The 19621-nt window shown below is 68.1% G+C and carries 17 protein-coding genes; 12 read left to right on the top strand and 5 right to left on the bottom strand.

Annotated features, from left to right (window positions below; all coding sequences use genetic code 11):
* Positions 1 to 135 precede the first annotated feature (135 nt).
* The 6 genes from FFK22_RS03525 to FFK22_RS03500 all read left to right on the top strand — a co-directional run bounded on the left by FFK22_RS03525 (position 136) and on the right by FFK22_RS03500 (position 7025).
* Complete coding sequence (locus tag FFK22_RS03525) at positions 136 to 1128, top strand: LacI family DNA-binding transcriptional regulator (protein WP_221938354.1); 993 nt, start codon at positions 136 to 138, stop codon at positions 1126 to 1128.
* A gap of 39 nt (positions 1129 to 1167) precedes the next feature.
* The gene (locus FFK22_RS03520) at positions 1168 to 2490 is read left to right on the top strand and encodes an ABC transporter substrate-binding protein (RefSeq protein WP_138887418.1); all 1323 of its coding nucleotides are present in this window, start codon (positions 1168 to 1170) and stop codon (positions 2488 to 2490) included.
* Positions 2491 to 2507: 17 nt separating this feature from the next.
* Positions 2508 to 3350: a carbohydrate ABC transporter permease gene (locus tag FFK22_RS03515; protein WP_138887419.1), complete on the top strand. Its 843-nt coding sequence runs from the start codon at positions 2508 to 2510 to the stop codon at positions 3348 to 3350.
* Positions 3347 to 4180 carry a carbohydrate ABC transporter permease gene (locus tag FFK22_RS03510; protein ID WP_138887420.1) on the top strand — a complete coding sequence of 278 codons (834 nt, stop codon included), beginning with the start codon at positions 3347 to 3349 and terminating at the stop codon, positions 4178 to 4180. Before FFK22_RS03515 ends, FFK22_RS03510 begins: the two co-directional genes overlap by 4 nt.
* Before the next feature lie 35 nt (positions 4181 to 4215).
* The gene (locus FFK22_RS03505) at positions 4216 to 6345 is read left to right on the top strand and encodes an ADP-ribosylglycohydrolase family protein (RefSeq protein ID WP_138887421.1); all 2130 of its coding nucleotides are present in this window, start codon (positions 4216 to 4218) and stop codon (positions 6343 to 6345) included.
* Positions 6346 to 6431: 86 nt separating this feature from the next.
* Positions 6432 to 7025 (top strand): dioxygenase, encoded by a 594-nt coding sequence (locus FFK22_RS03500; protein WP_221938353.1) that lies wholly within the window; start codon positions 6432 to 6434, stop codon positions 7023 to 7025.
* 3 nt (positions 7026 to 7028) lie between these two features.
* Here the strand turns inward: FFK22_RS03500 and FFK22_RS03495 are convergent, their stop codons facing one another.
* From FFK22_RS03495 to FFK22_RS03485, 3 genes are read right to left on the bottom strand one after another with little or no spacing between them, the layout of a single operon-like run.
* A complete protein-coding gene (locus tag FFK22_RS03495; RefSeq protein WP_138887422.1) occupies positions 7029 to 8648 on the bottom strand; it encodes a serine hydrolase in 1620 nt (539 codons plus the stop codon).
* A 16-nt stretch (positions 8649 to 8664) separates the two neighbouring features.
* On the bottom strand, positions 8665 to 10128 hold the full coding sequence (locus FFK22_RS03490) for a M81 family metallopeptidase (RefSeq protein ID WP_138887423.1): 1464 nt from the start codon (positions 10126 to 10128) through the stop codon (positions 8665 to 8667).
* Complete coding sequence (locus tag FFK22_RS03485; RefSeq protein WP_138887424.1) at positions 10125 to 11279, bottom strand: FAD-binding oxidoreductase; 1155 nt, start codon at positions 11277 to 11279, stop codon at positions 10125 to 10127. The genes FFK22_RS03490 and FFK22_RS03485 overlap by 4 nt, the downstream gene beginning before the upstream one ends.
* A 140-nt stretch (positions 11280 to 11419) precedes the next feature.
* Here FFK22_RS03485 and FFK22_RS03480 point away from each other — a divergent pair, with 140 nt between their 5' ends.
* The gene (locus FFK22_RS03480; RefSeq protein WP_138887425.1) at positions 11420 to 12031 is read left to right on the top strand and encodes a helix-turn-helix domain-containing protein; all 612 of its coding nucleotides are present in this window, start codon (positions 11420 to 11422) and stop codon (positions 12029 to 12031) included.
* Here the strand turns inward: FFK22_RS03480 and FFK22_RS03475 are convergent.
* Both FFK22_RS03475 and FFK22_RS03470 read right to left on the bottom strand, forming a co-directional pair.
* Positions 12028 to 12699, bottom strand: a complete 672-nt coding sequence (locus FFK22_RS03475; RefSeq protein ID WP_138887426.1) for an HNH endonuclease — start codon at positions 12697 to 12699, stop codon at positions 12028 to 12030. The two genes, FFK22_RS03480 and FFK22_RS03475, sit on opposite strands and share 4 nt — an antisense overlap.
* A gap of 62 nt (positions 12700 to 12761) precedes the next feature.
* The gene (locus tag FFK22_RS03470; protein ID WP_138887427.1) at positions 12762 to 13565 is read right to left on the bottom strand and encodes a M55 family metallopeptidase; all 804 of its coding nucleotides are present in this window, start codon (positions 13563 to 13565) and stop codon (positions 12762 to 12764) included.
* Between the two features lie 105 nt (positions 13566 to 13670).
* Between FFK22_RS03470 and FFK22_RS42680 the strand changes: the two genes are divergently transcribed.
* The 5 genes from FFK22_RS42680 to FFK22_RS03450 all read left to right on the top strand — a co-directional run bounded on the left by FFK22_RS42680 (position 13671) and on the right by FFK22_RS03450 (position 19610).
* Entirely contained in the window at positions 13671 to 14588 is a 918-nt protein-coding gene (locus FFK22_RS42680) for an ABC transporter ATP-binding protein (protein WP_186002284.1), read from the top strand.
* Complete coding sequence (locus FFK22_RS42675) at positions 14585 to 15514, top strand: ABC transporter ATP-binding protein (protein ID WP_186002283.1); 930 nt, start codon at positions 14585 to 14587, stop codon at positions 15512 to 15514. The genes FFK22_RS42680 and FFK22_RS42675 overlap by 4 nt, the downstream gene beginning before the upstream one ends.
* Before the next feature lie 162 nt (positions 15515 to 15676).
* Complete coding sequence (locus FFK22_RS03460; RefSeq protein WP_138887428.1) at positions 15677 to 17608, top strand: ABC transporter substrate-binding protein; 1932 nt, start codon at positions 15677 to 15679, stop codon at positions 17606 to 17608.
* A gap of 95 nt (positions 17609 to 17703) precedes the next feature.
* A complete protein-coding gene (locus tag FFK22_RS03455) occupies positions 17704 to 18741 on the top strand; it encodes an ABC transporter permease (protein WP_186002282.1) in 1038 nt (345 codons plus the stop codon).
* Entirely contained in the window at positions 18738 to 19610 is an 873-nt protein-coding gene (locus tag FFK22_RS03450) for an ABC transporter permease (protein ID WP_138887429.1), read from the top strand. The genes FFK22_RS03455 and FFK22_RS03450 overlap by 4 nt, the downstream gene beginning before the upstream one ends.
* The last annotated feature ends 11 nt before the right edge of the window (positions 19611 to 19621 follow it).

Here is a 19621-nt window from a genome sequence, read left to right as displayed (position 1 = left end):
GGTCGCCTATCCTTGCTTCAGCGTTGAGGCGCATCGTCTTTCGAGCACGCAGGCGTTGACGCTTCCAAGGCTCTCTGATACGTATCACTAATACGTATCAGAGAGCCTTCCATGGACTCCCCGCGATCCCGGCGCGTGACCCAGCGCGATGTCGCCCGACAGGCCGGCGTCTCCCAGGCGACCGTCTCGATGGTGCTGAGCGGGGCGTCGTCGCCGTCGATCCCGACCGAGACCTGGGAGCGGGTGCAGAAGGCGGTGCGCGAGCTCGGCTATGTGCCCAACCGCTGGGCCCAGGCGCTGAAGACGAACCGGACCATGACCATCGCCTGCGTCGTCCCGGACATCGCCAACCCGTTCTATCCGTCACTGCTGCGCGGGCTGCAGGCGGTCGCCGACGACGCCGGCTACGACGTCATCACCGTCAACACGGACGGGGCGGCGGACCGCGAGCAGCGCTTCATCCAATGGTGCCTGGAAGGGCGGGTCGACGGCGTGGTCGGCGTGTTCTTCACGCTGCGCGCCACCGAGTTCAAGCCGCTGACCGATGCCGAGATCGGCGTGGTCCGCATCGAATCCAGGCCCAAATCGGGCGGCTTGCTGCCGGTCGACAACCTCTATGTCGACAACGCCGCCGCGGCGGCCGAGGTCACCCGCTACCTGCTCGGGCGCGGCTATCGCCGCATCGCCATGGTCGCCGGCATCGGCGGCCCGCAGGACGGCCGCCGCCACGGCTACGAATCCGCGCTGGCCGCGGCCGGCGGCACCCCGATCATCGTCGCCGACCAGGAGTTCACGGAGGAGGGGGGCTACCGCGCCGCCCGCAGCCTGCTGGCGCTGTCGGACCGGCCGGACGCCATCTTCGCAGCCAACGACCTGATGGCGATCGGTGCCATGACGGCCGCGCGGGAAGCAGGATTGTCCATTCCCGGCAACCTCGCTGTGGCCGGCTTCGACGACATCTTCGCCGCGCGGCATGTCACGCCGGCGCTGACCACCGTCTCGCAATTCCAGTACGAGCTCGGCACCGCCGCGGCCGAGGCGCTGCTCGACCGGCTGCGCCAGGGCACCGGGGCGCCGGGCACCAGCCGGTCGATGCCGTTCCGCCTGATCGAGCGCGCATCCACCTGAGGTCGAGCCCACCAAGCCAAGAATTCCAGGGAGGAGCACATGTCTGAACTGAAATGTCTCGCTATGGCTGCCGGCTTCCTCGCCGCCGCTTTGGCCGTCGTGCCGGCGGCGGCCCAGGACCGCAAGCCGATCTCCTGGTGGTACGAGACCATCACCCCAGAGAACCGCGACCTGCTGCAGTCGATGCTGGTCGAGCCGTTCAACGCCGCCCATCCGGACCAGGACCTCTCGATCGACATCCGCGGGACCGAGCTGGACAAGCAGCTGCGCGTCGCGCTCTTGTCCGGCGCCGGGCCGGACATCGTCTACACCGCCGGCCCCAGCTATGTCGCCGCGATGGCCCAGGCCGGGCAGCTGCTGCCGCTCGACGACTATGCCGCCAAGCTGGGCTGGAACGACCGGCTGCTGCCGCTCTTCCTCCAGCTCGGCCAGTACAACGGCAAGTTGTACGCCCTGCCGAAGACTTATGAGACGCTGGGCCTGTTCTACAACAAGGCCCTGTTCGACCAGAATGGCTGGCAGCCGCCGAAGACGATCGCCGAGCTGGAGACCCTGGCCGAGGCGATGAAGGCGAAGGGGCTGGTGCCGTTCGCGGCCGGCAATGCCGACTGGCGCCCGGCGAACGAGCATTATGTCTCGATGGTGTTCAACTCGATTGCCGGCCCGGACAATGTCTACAAAGCGCTGACCGGCGAGATCCCATGGACCGCCGAGCCCTTCGTCCGGTCGATCGACACTCTGAACAAGTGGTGGCAGGCGGGGTATTTCGGGCCGAACTACTTCTCGCTGACCGGCGAGCAGGCCTTCGCCCAGGTCGCCACCGGCCAGGCCGGCATGGCGCCGACCGGCACTTGGAACTTCCAGAACGTCCCCACCTACTTCCCGGCCGCCAATGCCGTGCCCGCCTTCGCCGGTTTCCCGAGCGCCGACGGCGTGCCCTATCCGATCTACGCGCTGGGCATCGGCTCGACCTTCTCGATCGCCGCCACCTCGCAGAACCCGGATGGCGCCGCGGCGGTGATCGACCGGGTGTTCAGCGACGATTTCTACGGTGAGATCAATTCGGTCTGGCAGGGCGAATGGAACACCCCGCTGAAGGACCTGTCCAAGGTCAAGATGAGCGCTGACGTGCTGCCGCTCTACACCGACACGATGAAGACGCTGGCGGCCTCGGTCGCTGCCGGCCAGTACGGTTACACCACCTGGACCTTCCTGCCGCCGGCCACCGACACCTATCTGGTCAGCGGGGTGGAGGAGGTGTGGTTGGGCCGGATCACCACCGCCCAGTTCCTGGAGAAGCTGGACCAGACCTTCCAGCAGGAGAAGGCGCAGGGCAAGGTCCCGGCCGTCCCGGCGCGCTGAGACCGGGGCACGCCGCGATGTGGCTCTATCTCGTCCCGACCCTGGCGATCAACGTCGCCGTGATCCTGGTTCCGGCGCTGCTGACGATCGCCCTGGCGTTCTTCAGCTGGGACGGGATCACGGCGCCGGTGTTCATCGGCCTGGGCAATTTCGAGGCCCTGGCCGCCGACGGCGTGTTCTGGTCGGCGCTGCTGAACAACCTGATCTGGACCGCGATCTTCCTGGTGGTGCCGATCGCCATGGGCCTCTTGGCCGCCGCCATGCTGCTGGTGGCGCGGCGCGGCAGCACCTTCTTCCAGGTGATCTACTTCCTGCCGGTGATCATCGCCACGGCGATCACGGCGCGGATCTGGCAGGGCATGATCTACAGCCCGGTCACCGGCGTGTTCGGCCTGCTGCAGAAGACCGGCCTGCCGATCACGAACCCCCTGGCGCAGCCCTCGCGGGCGCTGTTCGGCGTCGCCACCGTCGATCTGTGGCACTGGTGGGGCTTCCTGTGCGTCATCTTCTTCGCGGCGCTGCGCCAGGTGCCGCAGGAGCAGATCGAGGCGGCGCGGCTGGAGGGCGCCAAGTTCCTGCAGATGATGCGCTACGTGCTGCTGCCGGCGATCCGCCCGACCATCACGCTGATGATGATCATGACGGTGATCTGGTCGTTCCTGGTGTTCGACTTCGTCTACATCCTGACCCAGGGCGGGCCGGCGTTTTCCAGCGAGGTGCTGTCGACCCTGGCCTACCGCAAGGCGTTCTACGACCTGAATGTCGGCCAGGCCGCGGCGGCGGCCCTCGTGATCAGCGCCTTCGGCCTAGTCGCCACCTTCTTCTACATCCGCCTGCAGGCGAAGGACGGGACGCCGTGAGGCTGGTCGAAAGCCGCAGCACCCTGACCGTCAGCTATGTCGTGCTCGGCATCGGGGCGTTCACCGCCCTGTTCCCGATCGCGCTGTTGCTGCTCAACGCGCTGAAATCGGCGCCGGAGATCGTGCTGAACCCGCTGGCCCTGCCGCAGACGATCCGCTGGGACAACTTCGCCCGGGCCTGGAAGGATGCGCGCTTCAGCCAGACCTTCGCCAACTCGGCGCTGCTGACCGGGCTGACCATCCTCCTGGTCTGCACCACCGGCTCCGCCGCGGCCTATGCGCTGGCGCGGCGCAAGATCCGGCACTGGAAGCTGGTGACTTTCTACCTGCTGGGGTCGGTCACCGCGCCGATTCAGCTGTTCCTGTTCCCGCTGTATTTCGGCTTCGCCAAGCTCGGGCTGATCAACAATGTCTTCGCCGTGGCGCTGGTCTACACCGCGATCTACAGCCCGTTCGCGATCATGCTGCTGCACACCTATTTCCAGGCCGTGCCGCGCGAGATCGAGGAGGCGGCGACGGTCGACGGCGCCTCGCACTGGCAGGTCTTCACCCGGGTGATGCTGCCGATCGTCTCGCCCGGCATCGTCACCGTGGCGCTGATCATCGGCCTCTACTCCTGGAACGAATTCCTGATCGCCACGACCTTCCTGCAGCGCCAGGACAAGCTGACCGCCGTGGTCTCGTTCTTCCTGCTGTCCGGCCAGTACAGCTCCGACTGGGGCGAGATCATGGCCGCGGCCCTGATCGTCGTGCTGCCGATCGTCGTCCTGTTCCTGGTGCTGCAGCGCCGTTTCATCGAAGGCATGGCCGGCGGCTCGGTCAAGGGCTGACCGCCACACACCGCAACCCCATCGGAAGTCCTCCCATGAGCACAGCCGCCCTCCCCAACGACTATCTCGAGCGCGTCTATGCCGGCGTGCTCGGCAAGCTGATCGGCGTCTATGTCGGCCGCCCCTTCGAGGGCTGGACCCACCAGCGGATCATGCAGGAGCTCGGGCCGATCGAATATTATGTGCACGACCGGCTGGGCGTGCCGCTGGTGGTGACCGACGACGACGTCGCCGGCACCTTCACCTTCGTCCGCGCGCTCGAGGATTACGGGGTGACGCCGGACCTCTCGGCCGAGGCGATCGGCAAGGCCTGGCTGAACTACCTGGTCGAGCACCGCTCGGTGCTGTGGTGGGGCGGCAACGGCAACTCGACCGAGCACACCGCCTGGCTGAACCTGAAGCGCGGCGTGGCGGCGCCGGCCAGCGGGTCGATCGCCGAGAACGGCACGACGGTGGCGGAGCAGATCGGCGCACAGATCTTCATCGACGGCTGGGCCATGGTGGCGCCGGGCCAGCCGGCGCTCGCCGCCCGCCTCGCCGAGCAGGCCGGCAAGGTCAGCCATGACGGCGAATCCGTGCACGCGGCCGTGCTGTGGGCGGCGATGGAGGCCGAGGCCTTCGTCTCCGCCGATATCGACCACCTGATCGACACCGGCTTGGCGCAGATCCCGCGGGCCAGCCGGATCGCGGCGCTGATCGCCGATATCCGCGCCTGGCATCGCGATTATCCGGACTGGCACGACACCAGGCAGCGGATCGAGGAGCGCTACGGCTACGACAAATATCCCGGCAACTGCCATGTCGTGCCCAACCATGCGCTGATGATCATGGCGGTGCTGTACGCGCCGGACGATTTCCAGCGCGCCCAGATGATCGTCAACACCTCGGGCTGGGACACCGACTGCAACGCCGGCAATGTCGGCTGCCTGATCGGCATCATGCATGGCCTCGAGGGGATCGAGGCAGGCCCGGATTGGCGCGGGCCGCTGGCCGACCGGATGCTGATCTCCTCGGCCGATGGCGGCAACGCCATCAACGACGCCGTGCGCGTCGCCTATCAGCTCGCCGGGCTGGGCAGCCGCCTGGCGGGCGGGCCGGGCATCGCCGCGCCGAAGCACGGCGCCCAGTTCCACTTCTCGCTGCCCGGCAGTGTCCAGGGCTTCCGGCCCGAGCGCGGCCATGGCCTGGCCGAGCGGCTCGATCTCGAGAACATCGTGGTGCCTGGGGGGCGTGCCCTGGCGCTGCGCTATCGCGGCCTCGGCCCCGGCCAGGCCGCCGCGGCGACGACGCCGACCTTCGCCCCGCCCGAGGTCGTGAACATGCGGACCTACGAGCTGGTGGCGACGCCGCTGCTCTATCCCGGCCAGACGCTCTCGGCCCGGGTCTCCGCCGATCCCGGCAACAGCGGCGACGTCGTGGTGGCGCTGCGCCTCAAGGTCTACACGGCCGAGGACACGCTGCGGACGATCGACGGCGCGCCGACCACGCTTTCGCCCGGTGGCGATGCCGAGCTGGCCTGGGTCATTCCCGATGCCGGGGGCCAGCCGATCGCCGAGGCGGGGCTGGTGATCACGGCCGCCGGCCGCCGTGCCGACGGCGCGGTGATCCTGGACCATCTGCGCTTCGACGGCGCGCCGGACCTGCATCTGCGCCGTCCGGCCGAGACCGGCGATTTCTGGCGCCAGGCCTGGGTGAACGGCGTCAGCTTCTTCTCCAAGCGGTTCCCGCCGTCGTTCCGGATCTCGCAGGATCGCGGCGAGGGCATCATCATCCACGGCACCCGGCAGTGGACCGACTACCGGGTCGCCGCCGACGTGATGATCCATCTCGGCCTCGAGGCCGGCATCGCCGTCCGGGTCCAGGGCCTGCGCCGCTACTATGCGGCGCTGCTGTCGCGTGACGGCATGCTGCGCATCGTGCGGCAGCGCGACGAGGACCGGTTGGTCCTCGCCGAGACCGCCTTCGCCTGGACCCTGGAGCGAAGTTACGACGTGGTGGTCGAGGCGGAGGGCGACCGGATCACCTGCCGCATCGGCGACGTCGTCCTCGCGGCGCGCGACGGGTCGCAGCAGGCGCTGCGCGACGGTGGCATCGGCCTGCTGGTGCATGAGGGCGCGCTGTCCAGCAACGATATCCGTGTCACCGGAGTCCCGGCCGGTTCCTGACAGGGAGAGCGCATTCGGCGGTTGGCGTCTTTCCCGGCTCCTCCGGCCTGCCCATCTTCTGAAGGGTCTGCTGGAGGAGAAAGAGCATGGTGCAGCCGACGCGTCGGACCGTCCTCACGGCCTTTCTGTCCGCATCCGCCCTGCCGTTCATCGCCGGTGCTCGCGCCGGGGCGCAATCGCCGCCGGCGCGGCTGGTGCCGACGCCGGCCTGCGGCAACAATGCGGAGGCCACGCCGGCGAGCTCGGAAGGGCCTTTCTTCAAGCCCGATGCTCCCTTGACGCGGGACCTGGCCGCGCACGCCCCGTCCGGCGACAGGATCACCGTCGCCGGTCTTGTGCTGGATGCCGATTGCCGGCCCGTCCCCAACGCGCTGGTGCAGATCTGGCATGCCGATGCGGCTGGAGAGTACGACAACGCCGGATACCGGTGCCGCGGCCACCAGTTCACCGATGACGGCGGCCGGTGGTGGTTCGCCACCATCGTGCCGGCCCTCTATCCCGGCCGCACGCGGCACTATCATTTCAAGGTGCAGCGGGCCGGGGGATCGATCCTGACCACGCAACTGTTCTTCCCCGGCGAGCCCGGGAATGGCCGTGATTCCCTGTTCGACGAGCGCCTCCTCCTAACGGTCACCGACGTGCAGGATGGCAGGTTCGGCCGCTTCGATTTCGTCGTGTAGGCATCAAGCCACGCGGGCCAGGTGCAGACGCTTGGTGCGGTCGTCGTTCAGCAAGATGCCGTCGGCCACGAGGCGGACCGTGAACAGCCAGCCGCCGGCTTCGACCGCCGGGGGCGGGGTGTCGGCGAGGGCCCGCCGCAGCACCGCCAGATGCAGGTCCGAAGCGCGGGCCTCCAGCACTGCTTCCCACGCGCCGTAGGGCGTGCGCAGGCGCAGCACCGTCTCGCCATCCTCGTCGCCGATCTCCGCGGTGAAGCCGGTTGCGGCGTCGGCATAGCGGCCGGCCAGGCCCGGCGCTGTCGGCAGGGCGGTGCCGGACAGGCGGCGGAAGCGCCGCGGGCGGCCGAACCAGCGTGTGTCCATGTCGCCGTCGTCGCGCGGCGTGAACTCCAGCGGCACGATGCCCCGCTCGGGCATGAAGCTGTCGTCGCCGACCTGCTCGATCGGCAGGCCGCCGCCCATGTTGTTGACCACCACCGGCGCGCCGTCCTTCACGGCGATGCCGAACACGTCGTCGCCATCCTCGGCCCGGTACAGCCCGGCGGCGCGGGCCAGACGCTCGGTGGCGCCGGCGGCACGCGGCGGGCCGGGCTCATGGCCCAGCACCAGGTCCAGGATGCGGCGGGCGAGCGAGAACGGCCCCATATCGTCGGTGTTGCCGAGGATGACGATGCCGATCCCGGCCTCCGGGAAGCGCACCGATTCCGAGCGGCCGCCTGCGACGCCGCCGCCATGGCCGATGCTGGACAGGCCGCGATAGCGGCAGGCGACGAGGCCCAGGCCATAGGGCGACGGGATGCCGTCGATCACCGCGCCGGGCGACGACATCCGGGCGAACATCGCCGGCGTGCCGACCTTCGGCGCGTCGAGATTGGCCAGCCAGAGCTTCATATCCTCGAGGGTCGAGACCATGCCGCCTTCGCCGCCCAGCACCACGCCCCATTGCGCCTTGTGCCAGCCGCCGTCGGGCCCGTGGGTGTGGTGGTCGGCCAGCCGCGGCAGGATCTCGGCATCCCAGCGCATCAGCCGGGTGTCGCGCATGCCCAGCGGCCCGGTGATGCGCTCCTCCAGCAGGTCGTTGAAGCTCTTGCCGGAGACCTGCTCGACGATCTCCGACAGCAGGAAGAAGCCGGTGTTGCAGTAGATCAGGTCGGTGCCGGGCCGGAAGTTCACGGCCTTGTGGCCGGCGATGATCCGCCGCGCCCCGGCCCGGGTGGACGGCGCGCCGATGTCCAGCCCGCCCAGCATCATGATCTCCAGGAAATCCCGCAGGCCGCCGACATTGGTGGCCAGGTGGCGCAGCGTCACCGTCTCCGGATATTCCGGCAGCCAGGGCAGGTGGCGGCGGACGTCGTCCTCCATCGACAACTTGCCCTCGGCCTCCAGCATCAGCGCCAGCAGCACGGTGAACTGCTTGGTCTGCGACCCGATGCGGATCACCGTGCGCTCGTCGATCGGCACGGCGTGGGCCAGGTCGGCCATGCCGTAGCAGCCGCGATGGATCTCGCGCCCGTGCCGGGTGACGCTGACCGCGGCGCCGGGCGAATCCGGACGGGCCCAGCGTGCGAACAGCGAATCGATCCGGGTGCCGAGGTCCGGGGGCAGGGGGCTGTCTTGGCTCATCGCGTCCTCCCGGGTGTCAGGCGAAGGGGTTCTCGACGCGCGGCCAGAACGGCAGGCGGCGCTTGGTGTAGGGAATATCGCCGAAGCTGGGCGGGATCGCCCCCGGCGTGGTGACGTAACGGATCTCGGCGGCGATCGGGGCGAAGCCGGCATGGAAATGCTGGGTCGACTTCACCACCACGATCGCCTTGCGCGACGGGTCGATGCCGAAGGCGGTGAAGGCGTCGGGGGCGAAGGTCTGGCCGCGCAGCGTCACCAGCACCAGGTCGACCGCATTGGCCGCCTGCACCCAGACGCCGCGGCCCAGCGGCGCCCAGTCCTCGCTCAGCCCGGTCTGGTGCAGCTCCGGCAGCACCCGCTTGACGGTGACGCGCAGATCGACCGGGTCGCCCGAGGCCGGGCCGCATTTGCCGCCGATGCGCAGGTCGAAGACAGCACCTTCGCCGGCCTCCTCGCACAGCGCCACCGCCTGCGGGTCCCAGTAGCAGCCGCTGACCACGTTGCCGATGCCGCGGTCGATGATCCGGCGCAGGATGAAGGTGCTGTCGCCGGGCGCGCCGCCGCCGGCATTGTCGGCCACATCGGCCAGCACCACCGGGCCGCGCGGCGCCGCCAGCGCATGGTCCAGCGCCTCGTCTGCCGTGTCGTGCGGCGTCGCCGTGGCATGGCGCAGGTCCCAGATCTCCCGGCTCAGATCCTCGGCCACGCGGCGGGCGCGTTCGCGGTCGCCGTCGGCCACCACTAGCATGCGCGCGCCGACATCCTCGACATCGCCCCAGGGGAAACCATGGCCGAAGGTGACCGACAGGATGCCGTCGCTTCCCTCCAGCGCCTGCATGCGGTCGACGAAGCCGCGCATCGGCTCGATGGGCGTGCGCCACATGCCGATCATGCGGCAGTCGTGCAGCGCCATCACCGGCCGGATCTCGCCGCGGCGGGCGCGCAGGCACAGCTCGTACAGCTCGATCGCCCGCGGCTCCATGTCGGTGTGCGGGTATTCCTTGAAGCCGATGATCGCAGTGCAGGCCTCGACCATCCGGTCGGTCAGGTGGCAGTGCAGGTCCAGCTCCATCCCGACCGGCACGTCCGGGCCGACGATGGCGCGCACCCGCTCGGCCGTGTCGCCCTCGCAGTCGTCATAGCCGTCGGCCACCATCGCGCCATGCATCAGCAGCAGCACGATGTCGACCGGTCCGGCCTGCCGCAGATCCTCGAGGATGTCGTCGCGCAGGCTCTCGTAGAGCGACCGGATGGTGGTCCCGGCCGGCTGGGCGATTGCGGTGACGCTCTCGACCACCTCATGCCCGTCGCGCCCGGCCAGCCGGCGCCAGGTCTTCTGGCAGATCGTCTCGGCCGCCGTGTGGTCCAGGCTGGCGTCGCGCCGCCGGTAGGTCTCCGGCGCATAGAAGCCGGCGGCGCCGGTCGGCAGCGGCGAGAAGGTGTTGGTCTCGGTGATCAGGGCGGCGATGAAGATCTTCACGGCTGCGGCTCCAGCGGTTCTGGACCGGCGCGGAACCGGCCGGGGGCAAGGGCGGCGGCGGTGACGCCCAGTCGGGCGAGGTCCGCGGGGACCGGGTCGCCGCGCAGCAGCGCCGCGCCCAGCCGGGCCATCGCCGGCGCGGTCTGGAAGCCGTAGCCGCCCTGGCCGGCACACCAGAAGAAGCCCGGCGCCGCCGGGTCGAAGCCCAGCACCGGTGTCTTGTCGGCGACGAAGCTGCGCAGCCCGGCCCAGCGATGGGTCAGGCGCCGGATCTGCAGCGTGGTCGCGCCCTCGATCCGGTCGACCGCGACGGCGATGTCGATCTCCTCCGGCTGCGCGTCGCAGGGCGGGCTCGGCGTCTCGTCGGCGGGGGAGCCCAGCAGCTTGCCGGCGTCCGGCTTGATGTAGAAGGTCTCGTCCAGGTCGACCACCATCGGCCAGCCGTCCACGTCATAACCCGGCACATCGAACAGGAAGGCGGTGCGTCGCTTCGGCACCAGCCCGACCGGCGCGACACCGGCCAGGGCGGCGATCGCGTCGGCCCAGGATCCGGCGGCGTTGACCACGATGCCGGCCTCGACCGCGCCGGCCGTCGTGTCGATCCGCCAGCCGCCGCCCGGCAGCTTCGTCAGCGCCGTGACCTCGGCCCCGGTGCGGACCTCGCCGCCGCGCCGGCGCAGGCCGCGCAGCGACCCCTGCAGCATGCCGTTGGTGTCGAGATCCAGCGCCTCCGGTTCGAACACCGCGCCGCCGACGCGCTGCGGCTGCAGCACCGGGAACCGGGCCGTGGCGTCGGCGGCGCCGATCTCGCGCACGCTCGGCACCAGGGCGGCCAGCGCCTCCGCCCGGCCGCGAATTGCGTCCTCCTGGCCCGGCCGGCCGACATGCATGGCGCCGCGCGGGCGGGTCAGGACGAAACCGGCGAAATCTTCGGGCGGGGCGCGCAGGACATCGCGGCTGCCGGTCGACAGGGCACGCACCACGGCATTGCCGTAGGTCTCCGAGAACAGGGCGGCGGACCGGCCGCTGGCGTGGTAGCCGGGCTGGCTCTCGCGCTCCAGCAGCAGCACCCGGCTGCTATCCGCGGCGGCGCGGGCCAGCGACGCGCCGGCGATGCCTCCCCCGATCACGGCGATGTCGACGACGCCCATCCGAACCTCCCTTTCGGCCGAAGACTGGGGGCCTATAGTGTTTATGTCAAACAGTTTATCGTATAAGAAAAATCGTGGTTCTTGCGATAAGACCGGCACTCGACATAGGGTGATCGACCAACCATCGGCCGGGTCCGCGTATGTCCTCCAATCAGCCCAAGCTCGGGGAATGCCTGAAGGCGCTGCGGCGCCGGCACGGCTGGACGCTGCAGGACGTCAACAAGCGGACCGGGGTCGCGGTCTCGACCCTGTCGAAGGTCGAGAACGACCAGATGTCGCTGACCTACGACAAGCTGCTGCAGATCAGCGAGGGGCTGGGCATCAACTTGGCCGAGCTGCTGGCGCCGCCGGCGGGATCGGGGGCGGCGCTGGCCCGGCGGTCGATCAGCCAGCCGGGAGAGGGGCTGCCGCAGATCACCCAGAATTACGACTACCTGTATCTCTGCACCGAGCTGCAGCGGAAGCGGATGGTGCCGGAGATCGGCCGGGTGAAGACCCGCGACATCGCCGATTTCGGCCCGCTGATCCGGCATTCGGGCGAGGAGTTCATCTACGTCCTGGAAGGCGCGATCGAGGTGCACACCGACCATTACGCCCCGGTGCGGCTGGAGAAGGGCGGCAGCATCTACATCGACAGCACCATGGGCCATGCCTACATCTCGGTCGGCGAGGGCGACGCCACCGTGCTGGCCGTCTGCTCCAGCCCCGATCCCGACCTGGAGGGGACGCTGCGCTCGCTGTTCGCGACTTAGATTCGTGCGGGCGAAAATCTCTCCAGGCCATCCCACGACGTCTTGTGGATCGGCGCGGTGCGAGGATCGATGAGACCGAGCTCTTCCAATATGCGCTCACCGCGGCCGTAGTTGCACGGAGCGCAGGTCACGACGACGTTCTCGATCGAGTTGTCGCCGCCGCGGCTATGTGGAAGGACGTGATCGAACTGCATCCACATGCACTGGAATGCGGCGTGTTGATCCGCATTCCGATCTCCCCATGGCAACGCCGTTGGGTAGGCGAGCCTGATTGCTGTCTGAATTCCCTTTGATATCAGAGGGGTGCCGCAAAACACGCAATTTCGTCCGTATCGTTCGATAATTGAGCGCCGTTCCTCTGAGGTTGGCATTCTCTTTTCGGTGCGTTCTTCTTTTTGCGGATACGAAGAAACCGCAGGGACTAGTCGGAATCGGAAATATTTATACTGATCCGGATTTGCCGCCTTTTTGCCCCAGAGTGACTCCGTCCAGGCCCTGACCGAAGGCATGTTCGCCTCTCGGATGAGCCTTTCAGCCGATGGGCGATCACCGGCGAGGTGAGCGCCCACCGCCCGATCCAGCAGAAACGCCGCATGGAAGATGTCAGGAATCGGCTCGCGCAGACAGCGGCGCGGCTTCCAGAATTCCTCGTCCTCAATGTTCGCCATGTTGTCCCCCATCCCGGCGTCTTGTTGCGCCGGTCGAGAGCTTACATCGTGGCCGTGGCGTTTCAGCCGAGCAGGAACATCAGGAACTTCGACAGGTCGACCGCATCCTCTGCCTCGTAGCGGATGGTGTGGGTGTCGACCTGGGTGATGAAGCGCAGATAGGTCAGGTGCTCGACCTTCTGGCGGTCGCGGAAGCGGATCTCGAGCGCGAGGGGGCCCTTCAGCCGGAACGGCCTGGCCTCACCGATGCGGGCGATCGACCGCTTCACCCCGTCACGTACCGCCCTATGGGCCGCCGCCGGCATCATGGTACGGGCGGAGCGCGTGCCATACGCCCATTTCACCGTCGTCGTCTCGATATCCCCGAGGATGTCGCGGATCTCGGCGGTCGCCACGTCGTCGCCCGAGGCGTAGATCACCGGCACGCCGTAATGGCCGGCGATGGCGGCATTCAGCCCGGCCTCGTTCAGCACCTGGCCATTGACCCGCACCTCCTGGAAGGCGCCGGTCAGCGTGTGTGCCAGCACGCCGGAAGGGTTGCTGCCGCCGGCGTGGTAGCCGATCAGCAGGGCGCCGGCGAACGCTCCGACCTCGATCCCCTGCATCATGGTCAAGGGCCGCGGCCAGCTGCGCACCAGCTGCACGCTCTCCGGCAGCTTCTCGATCTTCAGGCTCTCGCCGTTGCCATGCGAATCGCTGATCACGATTTCGGTCGCGCCGGCCTCCTGCGCGGCCTCGCAGGCGGCGACCACCGTGTCGGTCATCCAGCTGCGCGCCCGCTCGTATTCGAAGCCCTCGGGGCCTGTATGGTCGCGGGTGACCACGCCGACGATGCCTTCTATGTCGGCGGAGATGTAGAGACGCATTCCTTCCCTCCCGGCGTGTCATTGGTGCTTGTGACGGCGACCATTGTTGCATACGGTATTTTTTAGCGTATAGGAAATTTCTTCTTCCCCAGCATCGGAGCCGCCATGCAGGACGATCGCGTGCTCGAGGTCGAGAATCTCCAGGTGTCGTTCTCCCTGGGCGGGGGCGAGACCCTGCGCGCAGTGAAGGGGGTTTCGTTCCATATCGGGCGGGGCGAGACGCTGGCGCTGGTCGGGGAATCGGGCAGCGGCAAGTCGGTCACCGCGATGACCATCATGCGGCTGGCCGAATATGACGGCGCCCGGCTGGTTGGCGGGTCGGTCCGCATGCGCCTCCGCGGCGGAGAGGTGGCCGACCTGGCCCGGCTGCCGCAGAAGCGGATGCAGAATGTGCGGGGCTCCGACATCTCGATGGTGTTCCAGGACCCGATGGCCAGCCTGAACCCGGTGTTCAGCATCGGCTTCCAGATCGCCGAGGCGATCATGCGGCACCAGGGCAAGAGCGCGGCGGAGGCGCGCGCGATCGCGCTGAACGCGCTGAAGCTGGTGCGGGTGCCGGAGGCGGAGAAACGGCTGGACCAGTATCCGCACCAGCTGTCCGGCGGCATGCGCCAGCGGGTGATGATCGCCATGGCGCTGTGCTGCCGCCCGTCGCTGATGATCCTGGACGAGCCGACCACGGCGCTGGACGTCACCATCCAGGCCCAGATCCTGGACCTGGTCCGGGCGCTGCAGCGCGAGATCGGGATGTCGGTGCTGTTCATCACCCACGACATGGGCGTGGTGGCCGAGATGGCGGACCGCATCTGCGTCATGCTGAAGGGAGAGATTGTGGAGACCGGAACGGTCTATGAGGTGTTCGAGACGCCGCTGCACGCCTATACCCGGGCGCTGCTGGCCGCGGTGCCGCGCCTGGGCAGCATGGCCGACAAGGACGAGCCCGAGCGCTTCCCGCTGGTCGAGACGGGCGACGCCCTGGCCGAAACGCTCGACGCACGGGGCGTCGAGGCGGTGCCGGCATGACCCCGGTCCTGGCGGTCGAGAAGCTGACCACACGGTTCGATCTTCACTCCGGCGTCTTCGGCAAGGTGACCGGCCGCGTCCATGCGGTCGAGAACGTGTCGTTCGAGATCTTTCCGGGCGAGACGCTGGCCCTGGTCGGGGAAAGCGGCTGCGGCAAGTCCACCATCGGCCGCAGCATCCTGCAGCTGGACCGGCCGGTGTCGGGCTCGATCCGGTTCGAGGGCCGCGAGACACTGGGGCAGCCGGCGCGCGAAATCCAGGCCCTGCGCCGCCAGGTGCAGATGGTGTTCCAGGACCCCTTCAGCTCGCTGAACCCGCGGATGACGGTGGGGCAGGCGATCGCCGACCCGATGCTGGTCCATGGCGGCCTGTCGCGGGCCGAAATCCAGGCGCGCGTCGCCGAGCTGCTGCAGCGGGTGGGGCTGTCGCCCGAGCATGCGCGACGCCATCCGCACGCCTTCTCCGGCGGCCAGCGCCAGCGCATCTGCATCGCCCGGGCGCTCAGCACCCGACCGAAGCTGGTGATCGCCGACGAGGCGGTGGCGTCGCTGGACGTCACCATCCAGGCCCAGGTCATCAACCTGCTGATGGATCTGCAGGCGGAGACCGGGATCTCCGTCCTGTTCATCTCGCACGACATGGCGGTGGTCGAGCGGATGGCCCATCGCGTAGCGGTGATGTATCTCGGCCAGATCGTCGAGATCGGCAGCCGGCGCGAGGTCTTCGGCAACCCGCGACACAGCTACACCCGCAAGCTCCTGTCCTCCGTCCCCGTCGCCGATCCGCGCGAGCGGCCGGAGAACCGCCTGCTGCTGGCGGACGAGATCCCGAGCGCGGTGCGGCCGCCCGATTTCGAGCCGGTGTTCCTGCCGATGCGGCAGGTGTCGGACCGGCATTTCGTGCGTGCCGAAGCCTGGGAGGCATGAGCTGAGGTTATATTCCGATACGCTAAAGGTTTTCCGAAAGAAGGAAAATTGGGCGTATTCGGTATGGTTTTGTTGTCGGACCTAAGACACACTGCCGGGCAGATCGCCGTTCCAGGCGACCCCATAAGGGCGAAAGCGCCCAGCAAAACAGGAGGCTCCTCGATGAAGAGTTGGATCGGCCCCAGCCTCGGCATCGCCCTGCTGGCCCTGTCCGGCGCGGCACAGGCCGAGCTGAAGAATCCCGGCACCCTGGTCTATCTGTGGACCAGCGACATCCGCACGCTGGACCCGGCCTATATGGCCGACACCCCGAACACCTATGTCTCGATCAACACCCATATGCGGCTCTTGAACTACAAGGGCAGCGAGATCTCGGAATTCGTGCCGGCCCTGTCGACCGAGGTGCCGTCGCTGGAGAACGGGCTGATCAAGCCGGGCGAGAACGGGTCGATCAGCTACACCTTCCCGATCCGCAAGGGGGTCCATACCCACAAGGTCGGAGTCAAGGGCGCGGACGGCGCCATCGCCTGGAGGCCGTACGACGAGCTGACCGACCAGGAGAAGGCGGCGATCGTCCCCGGCTATGGCGAGCTGACGGCCCAGGACGTCAAATATTCGCTGATGCGCGCCATCCTGCAGGGCGACAGCTGGATGGCCAATGCGGTGACCGAGATGATCACCGCCGGCAAATATCCGAACATCGAGGCCTGGGCCATGGACCTGGCCGGGGTGAAGACCTTCGCCGAGGTCGATGCCGCCGGCCTGGCCAAGGTGCATGACGCGCTGTCCGACAAGATCAAGGTCGACGGCGACCGGGTGACGATCGTGCTGGATGCGCCGTTCCCGGCCACGCTGGGCATCATGGCGCTGCCCTTCGCCACCTCGATCCTCGACGAGGAATGGACCCGTGACCAGGGCGACTGGGACGGCACCGCCGGCACCTGGAAGCAGTTCCACAAGCCCGAGCTGGGCACGGACAAGCTGTTCGAGGTCGAGAACGGCAGCGGCCCCTTCATGGTCGAGGACTGGGACCGGTCCCAGAAGAAGATCACCATGAAGCGGTTCAACGGCTACTGGCAGGGCCCGGCCAAGCTGGAGCGCGTCGTGCTGCGGTCCGTGCCCGAATGGACCACGCGCCTGCTGCAGCTCGAGGCCGGCGACGCCGACGTGGTGACGACGCCGGTCGAGTTCCTCGATGAGGTGGGAGAGAAGCCCGGCATCAAGGTGACCCAGGGCCTGCCCCAGGTGTTCGGCCGCTCGATCTTCTACATCTGGCCGGTCAACGCCGTCGACAACCCGGCGATCGGCAGCGGCAAGCTGGACGGCAAGGGCATCCCGCCCGACTTCTTCAGCGACATCGATGTGCGGCAGGGCTTCAACTACGCCCAGGACTACCAGCTGTTGCTGGACGACGTGCTGCTGGGCAAGACCGTGCAGCTGCGGGGCCCCACCGTGCGCGGCATCATGGGCTACCGGCCGGACAGCCCGGTCTACACCTTCGACCCCGAGAAGGCCGCGGAGCACTTCAAGAAGGCCTGGGGCGGCCAGGTCTGGGAGAACGGGTTCGAGCTGACCGCCTACATGACCGAAGGCAACAGCGCGTATCATTCGGCGCTGTCGCTCCTGCAGCAGAACCTCGCCCGCATCAATCCGAAGTTCCGGCTGAAGATCCAGCAGCTGCAGGCCGCCACCTTCGCCGACAAGGTCTATGGCGGCGCCGACCCCAGCGCACCGATGGCGATCATGGGCTGGGGGCCGGACTATTCCGATCCGGGCGGGCCGCTGGGGGCCGCGACCTATTACCTGTCCAGCACCGGCCTGGTCGGGGGCATGGTCGGCGAAGGCTATCGCCAGCTGATGCGCGACAAGTTCGATCCCCTCCTGAAGCAGGCCTGGACGACGGTCGACCCGGCGGAGCGGGAGAAGATCTACGCCAAGCTGCAGGATATGAGCCACGACTACGCCACCACCCAGTTCCTGTGGGAGGAGTACGGCTACATCGTCACCCGCGACTGGGTCGACGGCTATGTTCACAACATGATCGAGTATGGCGCCTGGGACTTCTACCCGATCTCGAAGGCAGAAAAACAATAGGCGTCGCCGCCGGGCGGGTTGGCCGGCGTGGTCGGCCAACCCGCCTGTCCGGCATCGGCGGTGATTCGCCGATTTCCTTCAGCCAGGGATAATCTATGCTGGCCTACGCGATCCGACGTCTGTCCTTCGTTCCGATCGTCTTCTTCGCGCTGACCTTGATGATCTTCGCGATGCAGATGATGCTGACGCCCACCCAGCGCGTGATCACCTATGTCGGCAGCCCCGACGCGCTGAAGGGCGGCGCTGCCCAGGTCGCTGCGCTGATCGAGAAATACGGCCTGAACGACCCGTTCTACGAGCAGTACGGCCGCTGGATCGGCAACATCCTGCAGGGCAATCTCGGCTGGTCGGAGACGGCGCGGATGCCGGTGGCCGAAGCGCTGGTCTCGCTCTTCCCGGCGACGCTGGAATTGGTGATCTTCGCCTTTGTGCCCGTCGTCCTGGGCGCAATCTGGTTGGGCAGCCGGGCCGGCGTGCATCTGAACCGGCCGGTCGACCACGGCATCCGCCTGTTCACCGTGCTGGGCTGGTCGTTCCCGACCTTCGTGTTCGGCCTGCTGATGCTGATGGTGTTCTACGGGTCGGTGGGCTGGTTCCCGCCGGGGCGGCTGAGCCAATGGGCGATGGTGGAGGTCGGGGGCGACGGCTTCCAGCGCTGGACCGGGCTGAACACCGTCGACGCGCTCTTGAACGGCAACCTGCCGATCTTCCTCGACTCGCTGCGCCACCTGATCCTGCCGGTGGTGACGCTCTGTTATGTCAGCCTGGCGTCGATGACCCGGATCATGCGCACCTCGATGCTGGAGGCGCTGCGCCAGGACTATGTCCGCACCGCCCGCGCCAAGGGGATGAGCGAACGGGTGGTGCAGAACCGGCACGCCCGGCGCAACGCCCTTCTGCCGGTGGTCACGATCGCGGGCATGGAGGTGGCGGCGATGCTGGGCGGCGTCGTCATCACCGAGACGATTTTCGACTATCACGGCCTCGGCCAGTTCGCCGCGAACGCGGCGGCCAACCTGGACTTCCCGGCCGTGCTGGGCTTCGCCCTCTATTTCTCGCTGGTTCTGGTGGTCCTGAACCTGGTGGTGGACCTGCTGTACCCCCTGTTCGACCCCCGGGTGAGGCTGGCATGAGGATCGTCGCGTATCTGCTGCGCAACCCGCTGTCGCTGCTGGGCATCCTGGTCCTGCTGGGCTTCGTCGCCGTCGCCGCGCTGGCCCCGGTGATCGCGCCGCCGGAGCCGTACCAGTCCTCGCCCTACGAGATCCCGCGCAGCGGCTTCCGCGCCACGCCGCAGCCGCCCTCCGCCCGCGCGCTGCTGGGCACCACCGAGGGGCAGTTCGACATCTATTACGGCCTGGTCTGGGGCACCCGCACCGCCTTCAAGATCGGCCTCGGCGTGGTCCTGATCTCGACCCTGATCGGCGTCCTGGTGGGGGCGGTGTCGGCCTTCTATGGCGGCATGGTGGACGAGGTGCTGATGCGCATCGTCGACGTCTTCCTGGCGGTGCCGTTCCTGATCGCGGCGATGGTGCTGACCACGCTGCTGGGCAAGGGCATCGTGCCGATGACGATCGCGCTGACCGCTTTCGGCTGGATGAACTACGCCCGCGTCATCCGCAGCGAGATCCTGCGGGTGAAGGAGCTGGACTACGTCAAGGCCGCGCGCTCCTACGGCACCCGCGACGCCCGGCTGCTGCTGCGGCACATCCTGCCGAACGCCTTCTTCCCGGTGCTGGTGCTGGCCACGATGATGACCGGCTCGATGGTGCTGACCGCCTCCGCCCTCAGCTTCCTCGGCGTCGGAGTCGAGCCCGGCTACGCCGACTGGGGCCAGCTGATCAGCTATTCCCGCAACTGGATCGTCGGCCGCGGCGACAGCCCGTTCCGCTACTGGTACACGCTGGCCTTTCCCGGCGCCGCGATCTTCCTGTTCGTGCTGTCCTGGAGCCTGCTGGGCGACGCGCTGCGCGACATCCTCGACCCCCGCCTCCGGCATTGAGAGGAGACGAC

It is taken from the genome of Mycobacterium sp. KBS0706, assembly GCF_005938675.2.
Taxonomy (GTDB): Bacteria; Pseudomonadota; Alphaproteobacteria; order DSM-16000; family Inquilinaceae; genus Inquilinus.
Note: the sequence above shows the minus strand (reverse complement) of the source record. Positions and strands in the feature narration are given on the sequence as shown.